Raw genomic sequence first — 20,742 nt, 5'->3', positions numbered from 1 at the left:
GTCCGCGTATTTTTAAGCGGACACGATAGCCCTTAACGTTAGGATTTTCATGCGCCAACGAAGCTCATCCCTAACCGTTCAAAGCTCAAGTTGTTCAGGAGTGCCTGCAACCAGGCGCGACCATCTCCAGCGTTGCGATCACTCACGGCATCAACGCCAACGTCATTCGCAAGTGGCTGCCGCTTTACCGGGATCAGTCATGAGCCTAATCCAGTCGGCACGTATGAACGGGTACGACGCGTATGGCTATCTCAAAGATATGCTGATACGGCTGCCGACCCAGCGGGCGAGTGAGATCGGGGAACTGCTGCCGCATCAATGGGTGCCTACCTAGCTTACGTAAGGTGACTTCGGTAGACGCTTACGTTGTGCCCCACTCAGCATCGCGACTGGGCGAGGCAGATTCTCCGAGCAGGTGCGAAATACGACACTAGTTCCATTCGCCGCCGAAACTACATGATGTTGCCTGGATGTCTTCTGCCAGCGGCATACTCGTTAAGATGGTCAATGCATTCGGTGAACTCTAATAGCGCTTCACAAACGATAGCAGCCGTATGATTTGCGCGCGTGATGTCCTCAGCAGGAGTGAGGTTCCAAGTGTTGGCTGCACCTAGTATCACGTAGGTGTAGCCATCGCTGTACCATTTGTTGTAATCCGTTACCTCGTGGAAGATCCGCCGAACCGCATTAACGGCTCGTACTTGAATAGCGTGCGTGATTGGATGCAGCGAATGCCACTGATGTATCGGTCTCCAATGGTCTTTGGGGCATTGCCTGATCAGCTCCTGCATGGCGGTTACACACTCTCGGGGCACTTGGATGTATTTCGGTTCCCGATAAATACTGAATGTTGCTTTCCTGCAAGCCTTAAGGAATAGCTCCAACTTGCTGCAAATTTCGGAAAAGTCGAAGTTGGCATTCATCGGTGCCCCATAAACTGCGGCTCTCGCGCTCTCTTCCATTGTACGTTGCCACCCCCTTATGGTTTCACAAGGGAAAGTTAGCGGATCATCGTCTACCAGCTTCGCGTGGTTGGCACAGAGCCACGCACCGTTCTCATAAGCTCTGCGTTGCGCGGGAGTCAACTCGTCGTCAAACCGAGGTCCTCCTTGAGCAGCGGCTGAAATATGCGCAGCCTGGCCTAAATTGACGTTATCCCCATGTGGGGTGGAGGCATGGGTGGCTGCCGGACATCCCGGGTACACGCATCGGAAGTGGACATTCCGCGCTAGTGCGCTCTTGGTTGCAGGGGTAAAATTGTCTCTTGCCATTTCGTCGCTCTCACTTCAAATCAGTTATGAATTCCGTTTCACCGGTTACTCCGTATCGGCCGAGCGCAGACGGATCTGAGGGTAGGTATGAGTAGACCACAACTGCTTTCGCATCAGTGTTATCTGCCTAAGTCATGCAAGGTGACTTCGGCAGACGCTTACAGTAATGCGCCCTGCGTCAATTTCATTCGTATACGTTCTGCGAAGTCATCCACCCAGCGCTGGTAAGCCAAGACATGGAATTCACTTACATATTTAAGTGGGTCCCGTTCTAGCCGTTTAAGCGTGTTCAGACCGCGTTTGATCGAGTGAGGAGTAACGTACCGGGAGTACACATTGGGTAACGTGCAACCGTGGCTGCTAGCTGTTCTACGTTTTCGACATCACCACTTTCAACGTCGCCGACGATCCGCGACATGCTCCGTCTGCCGCACACAACAACGTCGACAATAGTCGCGTCTTGTAATCAACAGGCGACTTTGCCATCGCGCTGATGAAATCATCTGCATCTTGGTGAGGCTGTACCACAATCACAAAGCTATGAGCCCGCCGACCATCAAACTCATCCAGCATCTTGAGCTGCGGCGCGCTCTTGGCAAGCTTCTGTTTATGTTGCAGAACTCTGTCAAAAACCTGCCCATTCCAAGACCACAATAGATTTTTGCCACTCATCAAATCTTTCTTCAGGCCCGTCGCGAGATCTGGCAAGTGCATCCAGCTCAGGTTCTTCGTGGCCTGCCCCAGCACCTCTTCATACTGCTTGGGCGCCATCGCCCGCTTTTTACTATTCGCGGCACCCTTCAGATGCACAACGATGACCGCCAGCGAAGACGGATTGGTCTTTGTGGCGAACCCCGCATGCTTGACCAGCATGATGAAATCGCCGATTTCACCTGCACCGTCGTCGCATAGAGCGAGCGCGAATTCACCCGGACTGAATGGGCCCTTGACCGATGGAAAACAGAAAGCGTAACCCTCATGTATCCACCACGAAAACAGACTGCGATCAGTGCTATTGGCAATGTCGTCCCACTGCACACTTCTACCCAGAAGCGGTTTCTCCTGGCTAACCTCCCACCGCTTATCATTAAAGGTCACCGGGAGGATTTCCCCGTCGTAAGCTGAGTTACGGGGATCGACACATACCCAGTCACCATCGGAAAACGTTTGGCCAGACTCATACCAAACGCTCCATAAATGCTTCTGATCAAACAGTATTTTGAAAACTCCCCAGGAGGGCCAGCTCGCCGAGTTGCCGTTCAATGAGGCCGACACAGTCGTCCGGGTAGCGCCGAGTTTTACTTCTACAACGACGTGCCATAGTCCTTGAGGGCTCTGGCTATTGGGATGGTGGGCGTCAGTTATCGCGAGCGTGAAATTCTGGTCAGCACTGCCAACGGTTTCGATACTCAAGTCCGCCTCTGCGTGCTCCAGCGCAGCGAGAGTTGGCTGATCTAAGCCCGCAATTGCGTAGGATGCTAGGAAAGAGAAATCAAACGCTTGAAAAGCGTCGCCAACCTTGGGCGACTGTGTCATTGACTTTGCCAGCACCGGGATGGCCTGGCGCTGAGTGCTTCGGCGTTGCGTTAAATAATCAGCTAATGATTTGAACAGGTTCTGCAACTCGGCAAAGCTTTGACAGGGACCCAGCCATACGTAAGAGCGTTGCGTCGTGACACCCACCACCGAGGCCTTGCCGACAGGGTTCAACTGCGCTTCCGCACGCATGGACGGCGACGTGAAGGTGCGGTCATCCAGCGGGTTCAGCGCCTCCTGCAGATACTGCCCAATTAGCACTTTGCTGTCGGCCTTGCGTCGGTTCGGGCGATGGGCAGACCGGAGCCATAACGTCCGTAGCGGTGTTTCCCTGACCAAGGCATTCTCCAGCTCGTCCGAGTCCAGCTTTTTGACCGTGGAGTGGTTGGCCAGCTCACGCTCAACTATCAGTCGCAGACTATGATCAGATACAACAACGCCCAGGTACCGCTTGTAGCTCAGCAGGATGACCGTATGGTGCATCACGTCCACCACACTTGGATCATTCGTCCATGCGGGGCGCGAGTGGTGCACCACGTAGAAAGCGGACGCGGCAACACCCGAGAGTTTTTTTACACTGATTCCGTCAACGACGCGCATGCTGAGTGGTAGGGTTGACGTCAACGGCGCTTGCAGCCCCGCCAATGCCGCAGCGACCATCGGGGCCGTCGGTGGCGTATCCCACTCGTAGAGCAGAAAGCTTGCGAATGGGCGAAGGTAGGTGGCGTTAGTCCCTTTGGATGTTGTCATGAGCTTCCTTGTCCTCCGGAGTGCAACCGAGCTTGATCTGGCACATAGATAGCACAAAGCCACATCAATGCGCTAACTGAAGGCTGGTTTATCGAGTGATATTCAGACTGAGGCGAGCGTCGCCCAACCCTAATCCTGCTGCTCGGTACGGGCGGCTCGATCAAAGTGTTGTAGCACCTGCCGGCTTCGACGCAGAGAGCGAGTGAGGTCGGCCCGCTGCCACCGCATCAGCGGTTGCCATTCTGATTTACCCAAGATCAGTTAAACCTTCACAACAATTCGGTGCCATTGATACTGAGCACGGGCGCTGACGATCAACAGGCCTAACGTGCTACGTGCGTCTGGTTCCATACGCCTCTCCAGCGTCCTTACCGTCGCGCATCTTTCTTTGGGTGCCAAGTCGGCATCTGCGAGCAAGTCCTGTGCTGGCCCCAGCCGTCCGGGTTCGCGCTCATTCTAATCGTCTACGTGATTTTCTACAGACGCTCTGAGCGCCCGTTAAAGCTGGCGGAGGATAGTCGATGAAAGTTCGATACTGGTAAGAAATGGCGAATCAACCCCACCCCAAGTCATGCATATTGCACCGATAGGTGGTCAGGTTCGGTTTATCCCTCAATGCCTTGAAGATGCTGATTGAATTTAGTTGTTCTGTTGCGAGAAATCGTAGGACGAGAGGGTTAGGTCAATTACCACGCGGTGCCGGGAATTTGATACGTTTTTGGTGGTTTTCGTCTGGCGGTCTGCCGTCTATGGCGGCAAGCCTTGAAACGTCGCAGCCAGCTTAATTGACTTCAATGCTCACGCTACGGTCGCCTTGCTGAGCTCTACATACCTAGACCCAGAAATGCACATCCTTATACTGAGGATCGCTTCGCATCACATACTCGAGGCAGGAGCAGTATTTGGTAGTTCCGCACGTGCGGATCTGTGCGGAGGACAGGTAACTGCCATTCCTACCGCGACCGTTGCATCGCTATATAAAGCAAAAACTAGCATCTGAACTCTAACTTTCTAGATCAGTGGTTGCGTAGTCAGCGGCATAAAAACGGAGTCAGGTAGAGACTCCGGACTTTTTACGCAATAATGCAGGGCGCTAGAACCGGCTACGTACTTGGAAAACTAGATGCTCTTGTCCAAAACATCGTTCCATAAATGATCTGCCCTGAGCTAGAATGGTGTTGTGACTGGTCGGGCCACAGAAACTACTAAACGATCCTGTTCTCTTACAAAAAATATTAAAATACTACAAGAATGTAGATCATAATTTTTGTCCGATGTGGGCTATCTCAATAAGTTTTTGCGCTGTATCGCACAAAAAATGTATTCGTCCTGCGCCCGGAGTGTAGCGAGCATGTAAGTCGTATAAGCAGCGTTCACCGTTGGCGTCGTTAAAATAGCAAAGAGCTCTCCGTCTAATATGTTCAGGTGTGACGTGAGAGAGGAACGTTGGCAGCGGGTTTGTCCGGGGATTCCACTGTTGGGCGGCACTCTCGAGTTGCCAAAGTCTAATACAAATGGCATGTAACTCTGGAGAACCCGCTCGGAGGCTAAGTATTTGTGCTTGGGTTCGGTCTAAAAAGCGAAGGGAAGGAAAGTTACCTTCCCTGTTTGCCCATAGTTCTTCTCCATCTTTTGCATGCTCGATGGGGATTGTGGCGCACCACTGTCTAAGTATTTCCAGGTTTTGAAGTGTTGATGCATGGCGAACCGATACGGTAGTCTCGTTTAACTCTTCGTCTTCCTGTAACTCTCGGCGCAGTATATCAATGCTAGTCAAGTCCCACTCTGGAAAAGTAAAGCTTACGGCAAGAGAGTCAAAAAGATGAGCTAAGCCTAATCCAGCGGATAGCTGTCCCTGATATTCGTACTCTATACTTAAGTCAGCAATTTCGCGGCTTAAATCAAAGGCTTTGTTGTCTAGAGCACGAATGAAACGCCACTCATCCCTAGTGTCAGCATCCGCCCCTACAGAGGCCAGAGTATGAGCGCCACCTAAGGAAATTCCTGAAATGGGAACTGATGAATGTAATTCTAACTCTGGACGTATGCGTTTTATTGCGCGAAGTAATACTATTAAGCTACGAAGTCCAATTTTCACCTGTTCGTGACTGATCTCTCGTTGATGATGAGAGAGGTCGTTTAGAAATGAGAGAAATTTCATAATCTAGTCTAGAATCCTGTCCAGAGCTTTATCCCATTGATCGAAGAATCCATCCGGCCATTCAGACAGTCTTCCATTTTCAGAAATTTCAGGTTGCTGATGACTCGGCTGAGAGGAGCCAGAGTCGCGTCGGAAAAAGTTTAGGCCGACGCTTGTACATGGAATGACTTTTTCTTTTACTGCAATTCTTATTCCATTAAGAACATGGTCACTGTGGGTTTCAATAAGCACCTGGACCCCAGCTGAGGCTGCACGGGCTATTAAATCGCCGATTGCAATTTGTCCTTGCGGATGTAAGTGCGCCTCAGGATTCTCAATCATGACCAGACTTCCCGCAGGTGAAGCGAGACACGCGACGATGATAGGCAGCGCGTATGTCAATCCAAAACCAACATTAGTAGGCCTGAAAAGGTTCGTGCCGCTGATTCCAGCGGTGTTTCCGTATGAGTATTCAAGTCTCATAAAGTCAGTTCTTGGGACTTCCTCTACGTTAACTCTCGCTCCTGGCGAAATTTCCTGCAACCATGCGTTAACTTGCGAAAGCAATCCTGCAGTCGCTTTCGTAGAAGGATGCCTCCTTATATGGTCATTTATAACTTCGTCTCTAAAACAATGAAGAAAGTGGGCGGTAAACTCCCCCTTTGCTCCTAAAAATCGACGATCGCTGACCACGTGATGGGATTTAGGGTAGTTTACTGCTGGGCTTACTCGGTCCGCCTTTAGGTACTGAAAGCCGTTATCAAGGAAGCCGGGAATAGGATTGCCAACAATGTATGCTTCTCTTATCGGTAAAATGTCTGAGGCGCTGAGATATGAAGTTTCATAGATAAAATAATTTTGATCATCAGGATTATTAATTTTTATGGAGATTAATTCGTCGTCATGTTGGTCGTGAAGTATGTCTGCTCCTGTCCCTAGCTCAACTAAGTCGCCATTAAGCAGTAGGCCTTTCTGATTAAAAAAACCAGCGTCAAAAGACTGTCTCAGCAGTGCTAGAGCCTGTAGCGTAGTGCTTTTTCCACTGCCGTTTAGTCCTGAAAGAACTGTGAGAGGGCGAAGTTCGATTTCTTGGTTTTTGAATGCTTTAAAATTGTGTAGCTTTAGCATCCTAGTCATTTGCGTTTTCCATAATTAAATTTTTTATGGAGCTAAACCTTCGCCGAATTTTTGAGGCGTCGCCCGTTCCCTGAGATATCGAACTATCAAAATCCCCGTCACGCATTAAAGCTATGAAGCCCTTTTTGATGTGTGTCGCATTGTTAATACAGTTGATGTGTTGGTCTTCTGTAAGTAGAGAGAGTGCGACGGAGAAAGTTTCAAATAGAGCTTTATTAATTGGGTATCGACTATCTTTTAATGTGTAACGTTTTCTAAAAGCGTCGTTGTCAAAAATAGCATGCGCTGTTTCCATCGCTTTATAAAACTCCTTCTCAAGTTTTTTTAAGGCTCGTGAAGATAGAATATTAATGTTGCGCATTGAGTTACTTAAGAAGCGATCAAAATCGCGCTCACGATAAGAGTTGGGTGATGACAGTCTAAAGGCAATGAACCTAAGAATCATTTCTTTGTCCGCCATTCTTTCATCGCGAATGCTATCGCCTGTTGCCTGCCGAAAGCTTTTTGATTCTGCTAAACGTCTAAGTGTGATTCTTGCATTTCCCGGGATCAACGCATGCCTAAGTTCCTGTGCTGATAGTGGCATGCCGCCAGTGTTGATTCTGGCAAAGATATTAAATTTTACTTCGTCGGGAGTGCCGTGTTTTATTAGGTGTATGACTAACTCGGTTTCTCTCAATCGCCGTCTTAGTCTTGCAGGCAGATCATCAAAAATGCAATCGTCAAAATCACCTCCGAGATATTCTAGTTTTCGCAAACGAAGAGGTTGAAGTCCGATGGAGCTTGGCGAAATAAATCTAACTATTGTCGAGAGGCGTTGAATGCCATCGACAATAGCCCAGTCTTCATTTTCATCCTCGGCCGCATAAAGGGTCGGGAGTGGAATTCTTAAAAGAAGAGACTCAATTAGTCGGCTTTGCTGTTTTTCATTCCAGATCCCGGCCCTACGCTGAAAGTCAGGCTGAAGATCAATAGCCCCCGTCTCAATCCTTGACAACAACAAATCTATTGTCATTGTCCGTGTCGTAATATCGATGTCATCGGGATTGAACGGCTCGCCGATGGATACGTCCTCTCCGCTTGCGACGTTCTCAATCTCAACACCCGCCGAATCCCCGAATGACGTGATTTCTTCTACAGTTCGCCGTTCAGTCATGCTCAATTGTCTTCTTCAGCAAAAAAAGTCACCCGCTCAGAGTTTACACGGTAGCGGCTACTATAGGACCTACAGCACTGATTTGCATCGTTGAGTGAGCTGGTGTAGTACCAGCTCAAGGAGTAGTTGGCACGGCTTGGAAGCCATTGCGAGGCGATCGTGTGAGCTCTCCCCGGGGGCTCAATAGGGCGAGGTCCGCACGAATGAATCCGCGCCGTCCCTGACACCCAAAATTTGAGACTCAAACGATATCCGTTGCTGGTATCGGAGATAGCGCACACACCCATTCAATTCTCGTCTCTCCGCTACGTCAGGGAAAAACCGCTTTCCTGGCATTCTCTACGCCAGGGCAGAGGTAATGATTGGCGCTTATTGAGAGGGTGTTTTTTCAGTGAACTAGAAGTACTTTTTGTTTAATCCAAGAATTATCATATTTTTGTCGTAACATAAGGGAGCACTTTGGCAGCTACCTCCCGCCTTTTTAACATCTTGCTCTTTTACTATTGGTAGATATTTAGGTAGGTCCCTATCTTCTACCTCTATGCCGTCAACCGAGCAATTAAAACTTGCTGTCGGCATACAGACCACTTCAGGTAGGTGCTGGGATGAGTCTATAGGGTCGGACTCTGAAGAAGCGTTGAAGTATTTCCCGCCGAAACCAGGCCCTGTTCCTCTTCTGTAAGAAACAGGTTTGCCTTTGGTATCGGTTCCCAGATACCAGTCGAACGTATAGTGATAACTGCCTGGAGGTGCATTGCCAGCAAAATTACCGTTATTCGAGCAGATCCCCTGATCGTCACACATTGCATTTTGTTGGCTGCTTATACTCTCGACACGTTGTTGGCCCTGCTGGTCTGTGTAGACGTTGCTGATTCGGACAGGGCTGTTGGGAACGCGGCAGTCCCATTCCTTAAGGCCGTAGTACTGATCTATCCGAATTAAAGAACAGCCTGCGACATCGTCCTTAGCCTGTGTAGCGGTGCCAAGAACCATTAGGAGTGGGAGTATGGCAAATAGCGAGTGTTTCATGATGGTGCCTTCCTATCAGAGGAAAAAAATTAGTGACGTCTTGAGGCTTTTCTCACGGATCTGATCCATCTAAAGACCATGCTCGGTACGTAGTCGGCCGCAATACTACCAAAACGGTAGTATCGGGCAAAAGACAGGGATGCACGATGCCTTTTTGCTAAATGGATCGTGTGAATGTCAGTCTTGGGAAAGCGCATAAAGCAGGCGCGCATGCAGGCGGGCTTATCGCAGGAGCGATTGGGGTTGGATGCTGGTTTGGATGAGATGTCTGCGAGTACACGCATGAACCGCTATGAATTGGGAAAGCGGGTTCCAGCTCCCGATTTTGTCCAGCGTTTGAGCCAGGTGCTCAGTGTACCGGCAGCGTTTTTTTATGCCGTTGAAGATGACGAGGCGGAGTTACTAGCCAAGTTTCATAAGCTGGGTGCGCCGGAGCGCGTGGAGCTTATGAGTCGGTTGGATGAGTTGCTTGGTGAAAAGTAGCGGCTGATAGCTCCACCCTCAGACTGACTTCGCAGGCCGCTCGATCTCAACCTTCTTGGCGACAATTTCAAATATTAGGCATGCGAGAAGCACAGCGATCAAAAATGGCCAAAAGCGGGCCAGGATGAGCACAAGCAAAACGGCCAGGACACAGCTCGCCAGTATTCCGAAAAACAGAAAAAGTAGACCGATAAAGCGTATTACATTCATCGCGATTTCCTTGATGCATAAAGCTGCTTGAGCACACTCCGCTCAAGCAGCTGTGGGGGGAACAGCGTTAGGCTACCAATCGAAGAGCAGAGTCGAGTGCGCGTTGTTTGATTGCCGCCCCCTGACCGAACCATGCTGAATCTACCCGGTACTCTGAGCTCCTGGCCCTGCGCTCGTGATCAACGTATTCAGTGACTGCGTTCAACAAACCCCATGCGGTGCCACGAGCAGACTCCAGATCAGATCCTCGGCCTTTTCCTTCGTACAGGCTTTGCACCTTTTCCAAAGCTCGTTTATTTGGCAGCACTTCGGGGATGGGGTCCCCGGAGCGCGTTTCACATAGCACTTCCATGAAAAAGCCCATAGCCTCAGGCCACTGAACTTTACGTTCCGTGAGCGTGCGCATTCGGTACATGAATTCGTCCCATTGTGAGACAGCGATACCCAACTGCTTTTTCACTGTTTGCGAATCAAAGCGTGTGCTGTGTGGAACCTTGATGGCGTGACTGGCACCATTCAGGGAAATGGTGAGTGTGTTGTTGCAGACCACGCGAACGTTGGTAGGAGTCGCGGTGGTGGCTAGTGTGCCGTCACATGAGGTAGCTAGTAACAAATAGCCGTTCACCTGATCATTCCCTTTGAGTGCGGTTGCATGTCCCGTTCTGGCAAGCGCCCAGAACTTTTTACCTCCCTTCAGCACTCCAGCCGTTTCCAGATCGTAGCCCGATATTTCGGTCAGATCTCGGTAGAACTCCAGGACCTCACGCGGCTGAACAATCTGGTATCGGTTGGATACTACTGACAGCGGTGCCTTGGTGTCGGAGCGATATAAAACCTTTTGTTCCGGGAACGAGTGAATGGTGCTTAGGTGACTGACAGTGTCGGCTTTGAAGTGAACTGAGCTTTCCTGAATCTGCCAGTCCATACCCGCTTCACGTTGCCAGACTTCCAATGGTTGTTTCGGCGAAAGTAAGGAACCTAAGCCATGCCAAGGCGCTTGTCCTACGTAAGCCATTTGTTCAATGAGATGAGCCATCGGAAATTTCCTTTCAGGTGCATAAGAGAACCCCGCCGAAAAATCGGCAGTGGACGGTTGGGATGTATTGCTTAGGGCTAGAAAACAACGTTATGCGGCGAGTTCTATAGGTGATAACAATCGGACGGCTGATTTACTCGCGGTGACTGCAATTGAACGTAAGACCACAATTTTGGCAGCGATAATTGTCAAGAACATGGGTGTCGATTGCCTCACCAAGTTTCGCGCCGGAGATACCGCCCGCTGCGCCACAAACGAGACCGCCAAGAAGAACGCCTGCGACACCGCCAAGTATTACACCAGGAACGCCACCAACAAGGCCGATTGCTATACCTAACTCAGAACCAGTCATTACACCTGCTGTTCCTCTCGCTATACCGCCAGCGATGCCGACCAGCGTACCTATTTTTTTTCCCAGGTTTTTAGCAACAATTGCTTCTGATCGACTGTTAAGGCATTGGAGTGTCATATTGAAGCTTCCATTGAAATATAAATAACAAGTTCTTGGGTGTGCATCATGAATGTTGATATCTAAGCAGCATAGGACCGTATCAAGTAAGTCGCATCTGCGACTTGCGGGATGGCTAATTGTGAATACCAGTCGTGCTAAGTTTTGATAGTGCAGTTTGGTTTGATTAAACTAGTTTCAGAGGATAACTAGGCGTGGTTATTACTTATGGGTCGAATAAGTGATGTATGACTGAAAAAAATTGAAGTGAGTCTGTGCTTCTATAGAGAAGTCTTTTTGTTCTGAAATGCATCTTAAAAATCAACAGTATGCTTGATTTTTTATGATGCTTGCGATTTGTTGTGTTTTTGGCTGATGTTTATGAAGTGAAGATCTAGAAAGGAACTAATTTTTTCTCATTGGAACTATCTTTTTTTTGAGAGGAACTTATTTTTACCGCCAGCCGCCAGCCGCCAGCCGCCAGCCGCCAGCCGCCAGCCAAAAATGGTTAGCGCATCGTGTAAAAAATTACACGGCGTGCTTGCAAACATTCGAAAGGCAAAATGATTTACCTTTGGCTTGTCACATTTTAACAAGTTTTCAGAGGTGCGGTAATGTCAAAGCTTACTGAGGTTTTTCCGAAGATTTTGCGCCTAAGGCAAGTTATGGAGCGTACTGGCTTAGGGCGTTCAACTATATATGACCGTATAGACTCAAGGTCTACTAGGTATGATGCATCTTTCCCCAAGCCGGTAAGAATTGGTGTCTCAGCGGTTGGTTGGTTAGAGTCGAGTGTTAATGAATGGATTTCTACCCGTCTTCAGGTTAAGAGAGGCTGATGCCTCTCGATGTTTAAGTCACGTGGGGCGTGTGCGCCTTGAAAACGATAGTCGGATCTTAGCGATCAGTGCACTAACTTTCCTTTCTTGTTTTTATATCGGTCCTGGTGGGTGTAGGGTTTTCTTGTGTGTGAGCTCTAGAGAATAAAGGACAGGTATCTGGGTTGATTATTGGAGTTTATGTTATAGCTGGTTATTTGAACAAAAGAAGTTGTCTGGTAGAGGTTGGGTTGAAATTCTATTCGTAGAAACTGCCAGATAGGTGAGCTGGTGGTTGTTTGGTTGTTTGGTTCGCTGGGAGAGGTGACGTATTAATAACAAATTCAGGAAGGACGTAGGGGGTGCTGTATTTGAAAGCAGCCTAGTCTATTGTGAGTCGGCTGAAGGTATGAGGTTGGCGGCATCTGTGGAGTCTGATCTTGTAGAGGACCTACGGCTTATTGAAACGGTTGTTCGGCTAATATGCAATACGAGGACTAGAGTTTTTTCATTGAGAGGTGGTGCTAGAGGAGGGGGGCGATATCTCGTGTCCAGTCGTTCTAGCAGGTTGTTCTTGGCTGCACTAAAAACTAGTTATAAAAAAATTAAACAGTATTATCCTGGCCATGAGTTTCATCCATATTTGGAGGTGTTCGCTCGGTGTGCTTTGACGCGGTGTTCGGATGCGATGCCTTGGAACATAGAGAGTTACAGTGAGGGTGAGCTAGAGCGGGCAGTTGAAACTCTTAATCAGATGGTTGAAGATATCAGAGATGAGGTGCGAAGTAGTGCGTTTAAACGTGTGGCGGGAGATTTTGAGCGATCCTCTAATAAGAATTTTAAAAGTTTGGTCGCGTACGTCGACAGCCTTTTTATGCGGCATTCTAGGCTGCTAGTGTTGCGTGTGGATTTGGCATATTTTAGTAAGTGCGCGACCGTTAGTATGGCTAAAAATACTGTCACATACGCAGAGGTTAAACAGCATAAAGAAAAACTGTTAAAGTATCTGCAAAAGAAGCTATTGGTAAATTGCTTTGTGGGTTTTGCTTGGAAGCTAGAATATGGCTTACATAAGGGTTACCATTATCATGTTATGTTTTTTCTCGATGGTTCTAAAGTTCGTGAGGATGTAACAATAGCTCGATTGTTGGGCGAATATTGGCGTGATATTGTTACCGAGGGGAGGGGGCTATATTTTAACTGTAACGCAGTCAAGAGGAAGTATCGCTCGTGTGGGATTGGGATGGTAAATCATTCCGATCTTCCTATGCGTGAAAACTTGACACATCGTGCAGCGTTGTATTTAACAAAGTCAGATTATTACTTCAAGATGGTTGTTCCGGATAAAGGGCGATGCTTTGGCAGAGGGGTTATGCCACTTCTGTCGCTCTCAGGGGTCAAGAGAGGTCGGCCTAGAAAGAGCGTTGTTCAGGCGCCTGGGTTAGCTGAGATTTTGTGAATCGGTCTCAACTTATATACGTGAGTGATTATGCGCTTTGGCGCTGTTCTTATCGAAGCTTTCTTTTATTGCGGGGACTTGAGACATCCATTTTGTTAGTGTGCCAGTTGGGTTTCTGACAAGCTTTCCCAGTGAGCGTTCTTCGATAAAGCGGCCTAGGTATTCCTCAATGCCCTGAATTGCTGCTTTTTTGTTTTTCCAGCCTTTAGGCGGCGCCTTGCATGCGATAAGTCGAGCAGCCTCTTCTTGAATTAATACATGCTTTTGTGCTGTCGCCTTGCCTCCTTTCCGAGAGTCAGCTGATTTCTTTTCGGCTTCCTTAGTGGTTGTGTCACTTAAAATTCCGTCCATGAAGCCTGTATAATAATTTGCTTCTGCAAATAGCATCCATCCGCGAGTTTCATGACCATTATTTACCTCATGTTCCGCAAGTAAGTAATAGGCGAGTGCCCTCAAAAAATGCAGGTCGAAAATCTCCCCGTTATCGCTTTTGGGGGTAACTGATAAAAACTCCCTTGCCAACGTTTCCGGTAAAGTATCTGCGCGGATTTCGTTTCTCATTAGAGTCTCTATGGTTTCATAGCTTTTGCTTTGTTCGGAAGAGGTGTAAAGCATAGATAACCCGATCAATTTATAATCGATCTCCTCATGTATGCCGCGCGGGTGCTCAATTGCTCGGATAGTTGAAAATTCCATAAGTGTCTCCATGTGATCAGATGTGTCGTCGCGCAAACTAATTTTCAGGTAAGCGCGACCAGTGAAAAGCTTATGCTTAGTTACTTTCGGCGTAAATGAAGCTTGCCCATTCATTCATAAGCAGGCGACGTTTATCGAGAAAATCCGAACGCGAGTACGCCCCTTCAGTCTGGTCACGTTCATCATGCGCCAGAGCCATCTCGCAAACCTCCCGTGGGTAGTGAGTGCATTCACCGGCCCAGTCTCTAAATGAGGATCGAAAGCCGTGTCGGGTGATGTGTTCGTACCCCATGCCATGCAGGAGCGTCCGTACTGCGTTTGCGTGCATGACTCCTGTCTTGCCCTGGCCTGGAAATAGAAAGGCGCTTCCCTCATCTCGTGGAATGCTCTTCACCAGCTTTACGACTTCCTCGGCTAGCGGAATTACGAAAGCTACCCGCATCTTCATTCGCTCACCTGGCAGCGACCAAGTCCCAGCTTTTAGATCAAACTCATCCCAGCGAGCGAACCTGACCATGTGGGCGCGTGCGCTGGTCATGATCAACAGTTGAGCGGCCTGAGACGGAGGAGTCGAGTTTGTCCTGAGCTTTAACATCAACTCCGGCACTTCCTGCCAGCGCAAGGCTTCAAAGTGCTCACGCTTCCGAGCCTTCCTCTTTTCAGAACGGCTCAGCAGGTTGTCTAAGTGCCCGCGCCAGCGAGCAGGGTTCTCACCCTGTCGGAGGTTGCGTGCTTTGGCTGCATCCAGAACTTGCTCAATCTGGCCGCGTACCTCGTCAGCGGTTCTGGTCTTGGTGGCCCAAATGGGTTGTAACACCTTGAGCACTTCGGGAGTACCGATGTCTTCGGCTGACAGCTTGCCTATGTGATCAAACGCATACAGCTCCAGCTTTCGCAGCCAACCTTTACGCCACTTCTCCGACCACGCCGCGCCATGAGCATTACGGTATTCCGTTGCGAGCGTCTCGAACTTCAGTTGCTTGGCTTCGCTTGCACGCTGGGCTTCCCGTTGAGCTGCTCGCTCTATGTCTCTGGCTGCCAAGGGATCGATGCCATCACTCAGTTGGCTGCGTTTAGCACTGGCATCTTGCCTGGCCTTCTTGAGGCTCACTTCAGGGAATGAGCCCAAGCCCATCTCTCTACGGCGACCTGCCAGTTGGAAGCGAAGTGTCCAGGATTTACTTCCGCTAGGTTTGACTTCCAACCGTAGGCCGTCACCATCTTCATAGGTGCCAGGTTCGGTCAGGTTTTCGACTTGTTTCGGATTCAGCTTACCCATTGGATTTCCCCTGTCGTCCGTTTTGTCCCCCCACCTGTCCCCCCACTTCATCGTCGGATGAGGTCAAATGGCGTTGAACACCATCGGACAGGGGAATGCCTGAAACGCCCGGAATAGCTAAGCTATCAGGAAGATTCTTGGATGGGATAGGATTATTTCGGACAATTAAAAAGCCGGCTTGTGGCCGGCTTCTCGGGGACTGGCTTGGTTTATTTTTGGTAAACCGCGCCAGCCTTCAAAACGTACATCCGGATCTGCGTCCGGCTGTGGGACTTGGTCAGACGTTGGTCTGCCGCGTCGGGCGTCATCCGAGCCGCTGGGCGGGTCGATGCGCGAATGTGGGGCGCAGGATACTGAGTTTTGCTTTGGATTCCCAGTCTCAAGTGCGGTTTAGAGCGACTGAAGCGGTACAAACTCAGGATTTGTACCGGTTGTCAGGGCCTCTTCGCGGGCAAGCTCGCTCCCACAGGTTCGAGTGAAATGTCATAGAAACGGCACCACCGGCCGGCGCTTGCCCAGTGTCGACCACCAGAACACCCAGCCAAGAATATGAATCCGCTGCTCTTCGATCTGCGCTGGCCGGAAGACCTCGTCGGGGTATTCGGCGCTGTTGTGGCTGCGCATGCGCAGGCCGTTGCCGGGCATGCGGTGCAGGTATTTGATGCGCAGCATGCCGTCGTGCTCTACAGCGTAGATTTCGCCGTCGACGACCTGGGTCAGGCCGCGGTCGATGGCGACGATGGAGCCGTCTTCGATGCGATCGGCCATGCTGTTGCCGATCATGTGCGCGCAGATGGCGTTGGCGTGCTGGATGTCGAGTTGATCGAGGTGGGCGCGGGGCAGGCGCAGGGATTGGTCGGGGTCGAGGATGACGTGGGTTTTGCCGTCGCCGTTGGCGATCGGGGTTTCCTTGAAAAATGCCAGGTCGATGTCGCTGGGGTTGATGACGGTGTAGACGCCGCAGATGGCCTGGGCATCGAACGTGTCGCCATTGCTGGCGGGTGGGTGCAGGCGCGCGACCTCCTTGACGCCTTCCCCGGTTTTCAGCCATTCACTATTGACCGACAACAGGCGTGAGACTTCTTCCATGCGATACGCCGGGACGCCCCGGGTGTACCAGTTATGAACGTTTTGGGCTTCCGTGCCCCAGAACCTTGCGAAATCCGTGGTGCTGATGTTCGCTGCTTCCAGGAGTGCCTTGAATCGTGGACCGCTAGTGTTCTTTCTCATAAACACGGAGTCTACGGCCGGACTAGAGCGGTTTGAATAAACCGGGCGTTCAAAAAAAGCCTGTATTTTGCGACGGGATGTAAGACGTACTTGTGGGAAATTAAACAGATTAAAACTGCATGTAGGAATTTAAACGGTTTGTTTAGTCGGGCTTTTTCAAGAGCCCCTCACCCCAACCCTCTCCCGGAGGGAGAGGGGGCCGACCAAGGTGTATTTCGAGTTACATCGACCTGAACAACCGAGTCGATTATGCAGACGCCAATAACAAAAAACCCCGGAAATCCGGGGTTTTTTTCAAGCGTCACGCAAGGCGCAATTGCTTAGCCCTTGTAGGCGGCAACCGACTTGGTGATCGCTTCGCGGGCGGCGTCTGCACCGGCCCAGCCTTCGATCTTGACCCACTTGCCCTTCTCGAGATCCTTGTAGTTCGCGAAGAAGTGCTCGATCTGCTGGATCAGCAGGGGTGGCAGGTCGGTGTATTCCTTCACATCGACGTACAGCTGCGACAGCTTGTCGTGTGGCACGGCGATGACTTTGGCATCGCCGCCGCCGTCGTCGGTCATGTTCAGGATGCCGACCGGACGGGCGCGGATTACCGAGCCTGGAGCAACCGGGTAAGGAGTCACGACCAGCACGTCGAGGGGATCACCGTCGTCAGCCAGGGTGTTCGGGATGTAACCGTAGTTGGCCGGGTAGAACATTGGGGTGGCCATGAAACGGTCAACGAACAGGCAATCGCTGTCTTTGTCGATTTCGTATTTGATCGGCGCGTGGTTGGCCGGGATCTCGATCGCGACGTAGATGTCGTTCGGCAGGTCTTTTGCCAGCCGGAATCTTGCTGTAGCTCATTGGGCGTTGCCCCCGTAGTTGACCAAAAACACTTGGCCGGATTGACCAAAAAGTGGCGGCGATTATAGGCACATTCCTACGCCGACGCCACGTACCAGAAGTCGTGCAGAGCTCAGTCGTGCGCCTGATAGACCGGGTCTGTGGCCTGAAGTTGCCGCAGTCTGCCCAACGGATCCTGCCGGTAGAAAAGCTGCAGTTGCAAGTAGACCTGTGGATAAGCCTCGTGCAGCAGATCCGGGGCGCTGAAGAAGTATTCGCTGGTGACGGCGAAGAACTCCGCCGGGTTCTCGGCGGCGTAGGGATCGATGGCGGTTTCGGCGTCTGGATCGTGGTCGAGTTGGCGGTTGAGGTCGTCGTAAGCGGCCTGCATCACTTTGGCCCAGTCGCTGACGCGCATGTCGGAGTGCAGTGGCGGCAGGCCGTTGGCGTCGCCGTTGAGCATATCGAGCTTGTGCGCCAGTTCGTGGATCACCAGGTTGTAGCCTTCCCAGCCACCGCTGGCCTGTACGCCGGGCCAGGCGAGAATCACCGGCCCCTGCTGCCAGGCTTCACCGCTGTGTTCGCCGTCCCACTCATGCTCGACGCCGCTGGCATCGCGATGGCGTTGCGGGCTGAGGAAATCGTCCGGGTACAGCACGATTTCGTGGAAACCCTGATACCAGTTCAGATCGCCGAGATGCATCAGCGGCAACTGTGCTTGCGCGGCGAGCAGCAGGCGTTGCTCCTGATGCAGTTCGACACCGGGCAGGGCGGTCAGGTGTTTGTCGTCGAGAAACAGCACGCAGGCTTCGCGCAACCACTGGTCTTCAGCAGCGCTGATGCCATCGAGGAAGGAGAGTTGATGGCGCACCCGTTGCCACAGGTCGTCGGCAATCGGGTGCCTGGCCAGGAGGCGCCGGCGTCGCCAGGCGCTCAGTGACCACATCGGTTCAGTGCGATTGCACTTTGGTGCCGCCGAACCGGCTGCGCACCACGCCGATGATCATCGGCACCAGCGACAGCAGGATGATTGCCACCACCAGCAGCGAGAGGTTTTTCTTGATGAACGGCACGTTACCGAAGAAGTAACCCAGAGTGACCAGACCGCCGACCCAGAGGATGGTGCCGAGCACGCTGAAGCCGAAGAAACGCGGGTACGGCATCCGCGCGACACCGGCGACGAACGGCGCGAAGGTGCGGATGATCGGCAGGAAACGCGCCATGGTTACGGTCTTGCCGCCGTGCTTGTCGTAGAAGTCGTGGGTTTTTTGCAGGTAGTCGCGACGGAAGATTTTCGAGTTCGGGTTGCTGAACAGCTTCTCCCCGGCCGTGCGTCCTATCACGTAGTTGGTACTGTCGCCCATGATCGCCGCCAGCATCAGCAGGCCACCGAGCAGCACCGGATCCATGCCGCCGCCGGCCGCCACCGCGCCAGCGATGAACAGCAGCGAGTCGCCCGGCAGGAACGGCATCACCACCAGACCGGTTTCACAGAAGATCACCAGAAACAGGATGGCGTAGATCCATGGCCCATAGTTGTTCACCAGCAAATCGAGATACACATCGAGATGCAGGATAAGGTCGAGCGGGTTGAAATCCATGGGGGCACCTGTATGACGGCCCGACTCGGCAGGCCTGTGCGGATGACTTCGTGTAAGCCTACAGCGGGGTGTAGTTTTTCTTACAAGCCGGAAAGATCGGGATTATACGGTCTGAGCGATGAAAAGCGCGTCGGTTTTGTAGCGGGGAGTGTCGCGAAGTGAGCAATTGTCAGGGAAAAGGTGGCCGTGGCGAGGGAGCGGACTCCCTCATCACCGAAGCCGTTGGAGTCAGAGCTCGTCGCTGATCGGCAGTACGTAGTTCTTGAACTCGGTGTCTTCCTTGAAGCCGATCGATTCGTAGGTTTTCTGCGCCACTTCGTTGTTTGCGCTGGTCGAGACGCGCATGCGCACGGCCTGGGTTTCCTTGGCCATTTTCTTCGCGGTACGGATCAGATTGTCGGCGACCAGTTGCCGGCGCGCGTCTTCAGCAACGTAGATATCGTTGAGAATCCACACGCGTTTGAGCGACAGCGACGAAAAGCTCGGATAGAGCTGGCAGAAACCCATGAGTTTCTTGTCGTCATCGTCGGCCAGGGCCAGATAGATCACCGACTCTTTGCGGCGCAGGCGCTTTTCGAGGAACGCGCGGGAGGAATCCGGGTAAGGCAGGGAGCCGTAGAACTCGCGATATTTGACGAACAAAGGAGTCAGCAAATCCAGATGTTCGAGGGTCGCTTGAATAATCCGCATGATAGGTCTCGTCTTCAAGTGGCTGTCTTCAACTGCTCTGACGGCGATGGGAAACCCGGGCGGCCGTGCGTCGATCCTGCCTGAAAGCAGCGCAGAAAGGCAATGCGGAAACGGTTCAGGCTGGCGGTGGATCGAGCAGGAAGTTGCCTTTCATGTCGACAGCGTCGTCCGCCTCCAATGTGTGCAGCTGAGCTTCATCCTTCAGGTTGACCCCCGACAGCTGGCGCCGACAGGCCTCGCGCATCAGATACAGCAAGCGATGCGCCGCCATGCCGTAGCTCAAACCTTCAAGCCGAACATTGGAAATGCAGTTGCGATACGCGTCGGTGAGGCCGACCTTCGGCGCGTAGGTGAAATACAGCCCGAGGCTGTCCGGCGAACTCAGGCCCGGACGCTCGCCGATCAGCATCACCACCATTTTCGCCCCGAGCAGCTGGCCGATCTCGTCACCGATGGCGACGCGGCCCTGTTCCACCAGCACCACCGGCGCCACTGACCAGCCGTCGCCGCTCATCTGTTCTTCCAGGCGTGTCAGGAACGGCAGGGTGTGGCGATGCACCGCCAGTGCCGACAGGCCATCCGCGACGACCATCACCAGATCGACGCCGCCCGGCTGGGCGCTGGCGTAGTCGCGCAAGGTCTGCGCCGATGCATCGCTGAGCTTGCGCCCCAGATCCGGGCGTTGCAGATAGGTGTGTCGGTCCGGCGCAGCGCTTTGCAGTGCCAGGGTTTCCCGCCCGCGCTCGCTCAGTTGTGCGCTGATTTCGCTGTGATCGAAGGCCAGGTGTACGGCATCGCGGGCCTGGGCGTGGGCAAACTGAAAATCCAGCTGCGCCCGCGTCGGCAGGCTGGTGCCGGTGCGGCCCAGGGCAATCCGCGCCGGGGTCAGACGGCGCAGTTCCAGCCAGGGGTTTTGCGGATCGACCGGTGGTTTTTCCATAATAC

The 20,742-nt window shown here is 51.8% G+C and carries 19 protein-coding genes and 2 pseudogenes; 5 read left to right on the top strand and 16 right to left on the bottom strand.

Annotated features, from left to right (window positions below):
• The first annotated feature begins 104 nt into the window (after positions 1-104).
• The gene (locus ACZ9BE_RS21055; RefSeq protein ID WP_210624949.1) at positions 105-203 is read left to right on the top strand and encodes a hypothetical protein; all 99 of its coding nucleotides are present in this window, start codon (positions 105-107) and stop codon (positions 201-203) included.
• Positions 194-334: pseudogene (locus ACZ9BE_RS21050) on the top strand (transposase domain-containing protein); the annotation flags it as partial. The gene ACZ9BE_RS21055 and the pseudogene ACZ9BE_RS21050, both read left to right, overlap by 10 nt.
• A gap of 118 nt (positions 335-452) precedes the next feature.
• On the opposite strand, the gene ACZ9BE_RS21045 reads toward ACZ9BE_RS21050, so the two are convergent.
• From ACZ9BE_RS21045 to ACZ9BE_RS21020, 6 genes are all read right to left on the bottom strand, one after another.
• Positions 453-923: a hypothetical protein gene (locus tag ACZ9BE_RS21045; RefSeq protein ID WP_210624856.1), complete on the bottom strand. Its 471-nt coding sequence runs from the start codon at positions 921-923 to the stop codon at positions 453-455.
• Between the two features lie 717 nt (positions 924-1,640).
• A complete protein-coding gene (locus ACZ9BE_RS21040; RefSeq protein ID WP_440063231.1) occupies positions 1,641-3,557 on the bottom strand; it encodes a hypothetical protein in 1,917 nt (638 codons plus the stop codon).
• Positions 3,558-4,815: 1,258 nt separating this feature from the next.
• Positions 4,816-5,718, bottom strand: coding sequence for a hypothetical protein (locus ACZ9BE_RS21035; RefSeq protein WP_476249894.1), 903 nt, complete (start codon positions 5,716-5,718; stop codon positions 4,816-4,818).
• Positions 5,719-5,721: 3 nt separating this feature from the next.
• Positions 5,722-6,834, bottom strand: a complete 1,113-nt coding sequence (locus ACZ9BE_RS21030; protein WP_210624859.1) for a DUF3696 domain-containing protein — start codon at positions 6,832-6,834, stop codon at positions 5,722-5,724.
• Complete coding sequence (locus ACZ9BE_RS21025) at positions 6,827-7,990, bottom strand: DUF262 domain-containing protein (RefSeq protein ID WP_440063228.1); 1,164 nt, start codon at positions 7,988-7,990, stop codon at positions 6,827-6,829. Before ACZ9BE_RS21025 ends, ACZ9BE_RS21030 begins: the two co-directional genes overlap by 8 nt.
• Before the next feature lie 396 nt (positions 7,991-8,386).
• Positions 8,387-9,019 (bottom strand): hypothetical protein, encoded by a 633-nt coding sequence (locus ACZ9BE_RS21020; RefSeq protein WP_476249893.1) that lies wholly within the window; start codon positions 9,017-9,019, stop codon positions 8,387-8,389.
• Positions 9,020-9,193: 174 nt separating this feature from the next.
• Between ACZ9BE_RS21020 and ACZ9BE_RS21015 the strand changes: the two genes are divergently transcribed.
• A complete protein-coding gene (locus tag ACZ9BE_RS21015) occupies positions 9,194-9,502 on the top strand; it encodes a helix-turn-helix domain-containing protein (protein WP_210624862.1) in 309 nt (102 codons plus the stop codon).
• A 277-nt stretch (positions 9,503-9,779) separates the two neighbouring features.
• Here ACZ9BE_RS21015 and ACZ9BE_RS21010 read toward each other — a convergent pair whose 3' ends face one another.
• Both ACZ9BE_RS21010 and ACZ9BE_RS21005 read right to left on the bottom strand, forming a co-directional pair.
• Positions 9,780-10,748, bottom strand: a complete 969-nt coding sequence (locus ACZ9BE_RS21010; protein WP_476249892.1) for a DUF932 domain-containing protein — start codon at positions 10,746-10,748, stop codon at positions 9,780-9,782.
• Positions 10,749-10,881: 133 nt separating this feature from the next.
• Positions 10,882-11,217, bottom strand: coding sequence for a hypothetical protein (locus ACZ9BE_RS21005; RefSeq protein WP_476249891.1), 336 nt, complete (start codon positions 11,215-11,217; stop codon positions 10,882-10,884).
• A gap of 593 nt (positions 11,218-11,810) precedes the next feature.
• Here ACZ9BE_RS21005 and ACZ9BE_RS21000 point away from each other — a divergent pair.
• Positions 11,811-12,035 (top strand): AlpA family phage regulatory protein, encoded by a 225-nt coding sequence (locus ACZ9BE_RS21000; protein ID WP_476249890.1) that lies wholly within the window; start codon positions 11,811-11,813, stop codon positions 12,033-12,035.
• Positions 12,036-12,588: 553 nt separating this feature from the next.
• The gene (locus tag ACZ9BE_RS20995; RefSeq protein WP_476249889.1) at positions 12,589-13,473 is read left to right on the top strand and encodes a YagK/YfjJ domain-containing protein; all 885 of its coding nucleotides are present in this window, start codon (positions 12,589-12,591) and stop codon (positions 13,471-13,473) included.
• 12 nt (positions 13,474-13,485) lie between these two features.
• Here the strand turns inward: ACZ9BE_RS20995 and ACZ9BE_RS20990 are convergent, their stop codons facing one another.
• From ACZ9BE_RS20990 to eutC, 8 genes and pseudogenes are all read right to left on the bottom strand, one after another.
• Complete coding sequence (locus ACZ9BE_RS20990) at positions 13,486-14,169, bottom strand: hypothetical protein (protein ID WP_476249888.1); 684 nt, start codon at positions 14,167-14,169, stop codon at positions 13,486-13,488.
• Positions 14,170-14,245: 76 nt separating this feature from the next.
• The gene (locus ACZ9BE_RS20985) at positions 14,246-15,448 is read right to left on the bottom strand and encodes a tyrosine-type recombinase/integrase (RefSeq protein ID WP_476249887.1); all 1,203 of its coding nucleotides are present in this window, start codon (positions 15,446-15,448) and stop codon (positions 14,246-14,248) included.
• 483 nt (positions 15,449-15,931) lie between these two features.
• On the bottom strand, positions 15,932-16,678 hold the full coding sequence (locus tag ACZ9BE_RS20980) for a S24 family peptidase (protein WP_041477707.1): 747 nt from the start codon (positions 16,676-16,678) through the stop codon (positions 15,932-15,934).
• A 320-nt stretch (positions 16,679-16,998) separates the two neighbouring features.
• Positions 16,999-17,527: pseudogene (gene ppa, locus ACZ9BE_RS20975) on the bottom strand (inorganic diphosphatase).
• Positions 17,528-17,639: 112 nt separating this feature from the next.
• Positions 17,640-18,452 (bottom strand): M90 family metallopeptidase, encoded by an 813-nt coding sequence (locus tag ACZ9BE_RS20970; RefSeq protein WP_476249886.1) that lies wholly within the window; start codon positions 18,450-18,452, stop codon positions 17,640-17,642.
• Between the two features lie 4 nt (positions 18,453-18,456).
• Positions 18,457-19,107, bottom strand: a complete 651-nt coding sequence (locus ACZ9BE_RS20965) for a DedA family protein (protein WP_016773001.1) — start codon at positions 19,105-19,107, stop codon at positions 18,457-18,459.
• A gap of 228 nt (positions 19,108-19,335) precedes the next feature.
• Positions 19,336-19,797 (bottom strand): GNAT family N-acetyltransferase, encoded by a 462-nt coding sequence (locus ACZ9BE_RS20960; RefSeq protein ID WP_016773002.1) that lies wholly within the window; start codon positions 19,795-19,797, stop codon positions 19,336-19,338.
• Positions 19,798-19,912: 115 nt separating this feature from the next.
• Positions 19,913-20,737, bottom strand: a complete 825-nt coding sequence (eutC, locus tag ACZ9BE_RS20955) for an ethanolamine ammonia-lyase subunit EutC (protein ID WP_476249885.1) — start codon at positions 20,735-20,737, stop codon at positions 19,913-19,915.
• Positions 20,738-20,742: the final 5 nt, after the last annotated feature.

Source organism: Pseudomonas sp. TE9122 (assembly GCF_056278925.1).
This window is presented reverse-complemented; position numbering and strand designations above follow the sequence as displayed.

What these genes read in the sequence shown, in the direction of transcription:
- ACZ9BE_RS21045 (WP_210624856.1), bottom strand. Translation starts at nt 923, where the DNA reads ATGAATGCCAACTTCGACTTTTCCGAAATTTGCAGCAAGTTGGAGCTA.
- ACZ9BE_RS21040 (WP_440063231.1), bottom strand. Translation starts at nt 3,557, where the DNA reads ATGACAACATCCAAAGGGACTAACGCCACCTACCTTCGCCCATTCGCA.
- ACZ9BE_RS21035 (WP_476249894.1), bottom strand. Translation starts at nt 5,718, where the DNA reads ATGAAATTTCTCTCATTTCTAAACGACCTCTCTCATCATCAACGAGAG.
- ACZ9BE_RS21030 (WP_210624859.1), bottom strand. Translation starts at nt 6,834, where the DNA reads ATGACTAGGATGCTAAAGCTACACAATTTTAAAGCATTCAAAAACCAA.
- ACZ9BE_RS21025 (WP_440063228.1), bottom strand. Translation starts at nt 7,990, where the DNA reads ATGACTGAACGGCGAACTGTAGAAGAAATCACGTCATTCGGGGATTCG.
- ACZ9BE_RS21020 (WP_476249893.1), bottom strand. Translation starts at nt 9,019, where the DNA reads ATGAAACACTCGCTATTTGCCATACTCCCACTCCTAATGGTTCTTGGC.
- ACZ9BE_RS21015 (WP_210624862.1), top strand. Translation starts at nt 9,194, where the DNA reads ATGTCAGTCTTGGGAAAGCGCATAAAGCAGGCGCGCATGCAGGCGGGC.
- ACZ9BE_RS21010 (WP_476249892.1), bottom strand. Translation starts at nt 10,748, where the DNA reads ATGGCTCATCTCATTGAACAAATGGCTTACGTAGGACAAGCGCCTTGG.
- ACZ9BE_RS21005 (WP_476249891.1), bottom strand. Translation starts at nt 11,217, where the DNA reads ATGACACTCCAATGCCTTAACAGTCGATCAGAAGCAATTGTTGCTAAA.
- ACZ9BE_RS21000 (WP_476249890.1), top strand. Translation starts at nt 11,811, where the DNA reads ATGTCAAAGCTTACTGAGGTTTTTCCGAAGATTTTGCGCCTAAGGCAA.
- ACZ9BE_RS20990 (WP_476249888.1), bottom strand. Translation starts at nt 14,169, where the DNA reads ATGGAATTTTCAACTATCCGAGCAATTGAGCACCCGCGCGGCATACAT.
- ACZ9BE_RS20985 (WP_476249887.1), bottom strand. Translation starts at nt 15,448, where the DNA reads ATGGGTAAGCTGAATCCGAAACAAGTCGAAAACCTGACCGAACCTGGC.
- ACZ9BE_RS20980 (WP_041477707.1), bottom strand. Translation starts at nt 16,678, where the DNA reads ATGAGAAAGAACACTAGCGGTCCACGATTCAAGGCACTCCTGGAAGCA.
- ACZ9BE_RS20970 (WP_476249886.1), bottom strand. Translation starts at nt 18,452, where the DNA reads ATGTGGTCACTGAGCGCCTGGCGACGCCGGCGCCTCCTGGCCAGGCAC.
- ACZ9BE_RS20965 (WP_016773001.1), bottom strand. Translation starts at nt 19,107, where the DNA reads ATGGATTTCAACCCGCTCGACCTTATCCTGCATCTCGATGTGTATCTC.
- ACZ9BE_RS20960 (WP_016773002.1), bottom strand. Translation starts at nt 19,797, where the DNA reads ATGCGGATTATTCAAGCGACCCTCGAACATCTGGATTTGCTGACTCCT.
- eutC (WP_476249885.1), bottom strand. Translation starts at nt 20,737, where the DNA reads ATGGAAAAACCACCGGTCGATCCGCAAAACCCCTGGCTGGAACTGCGC.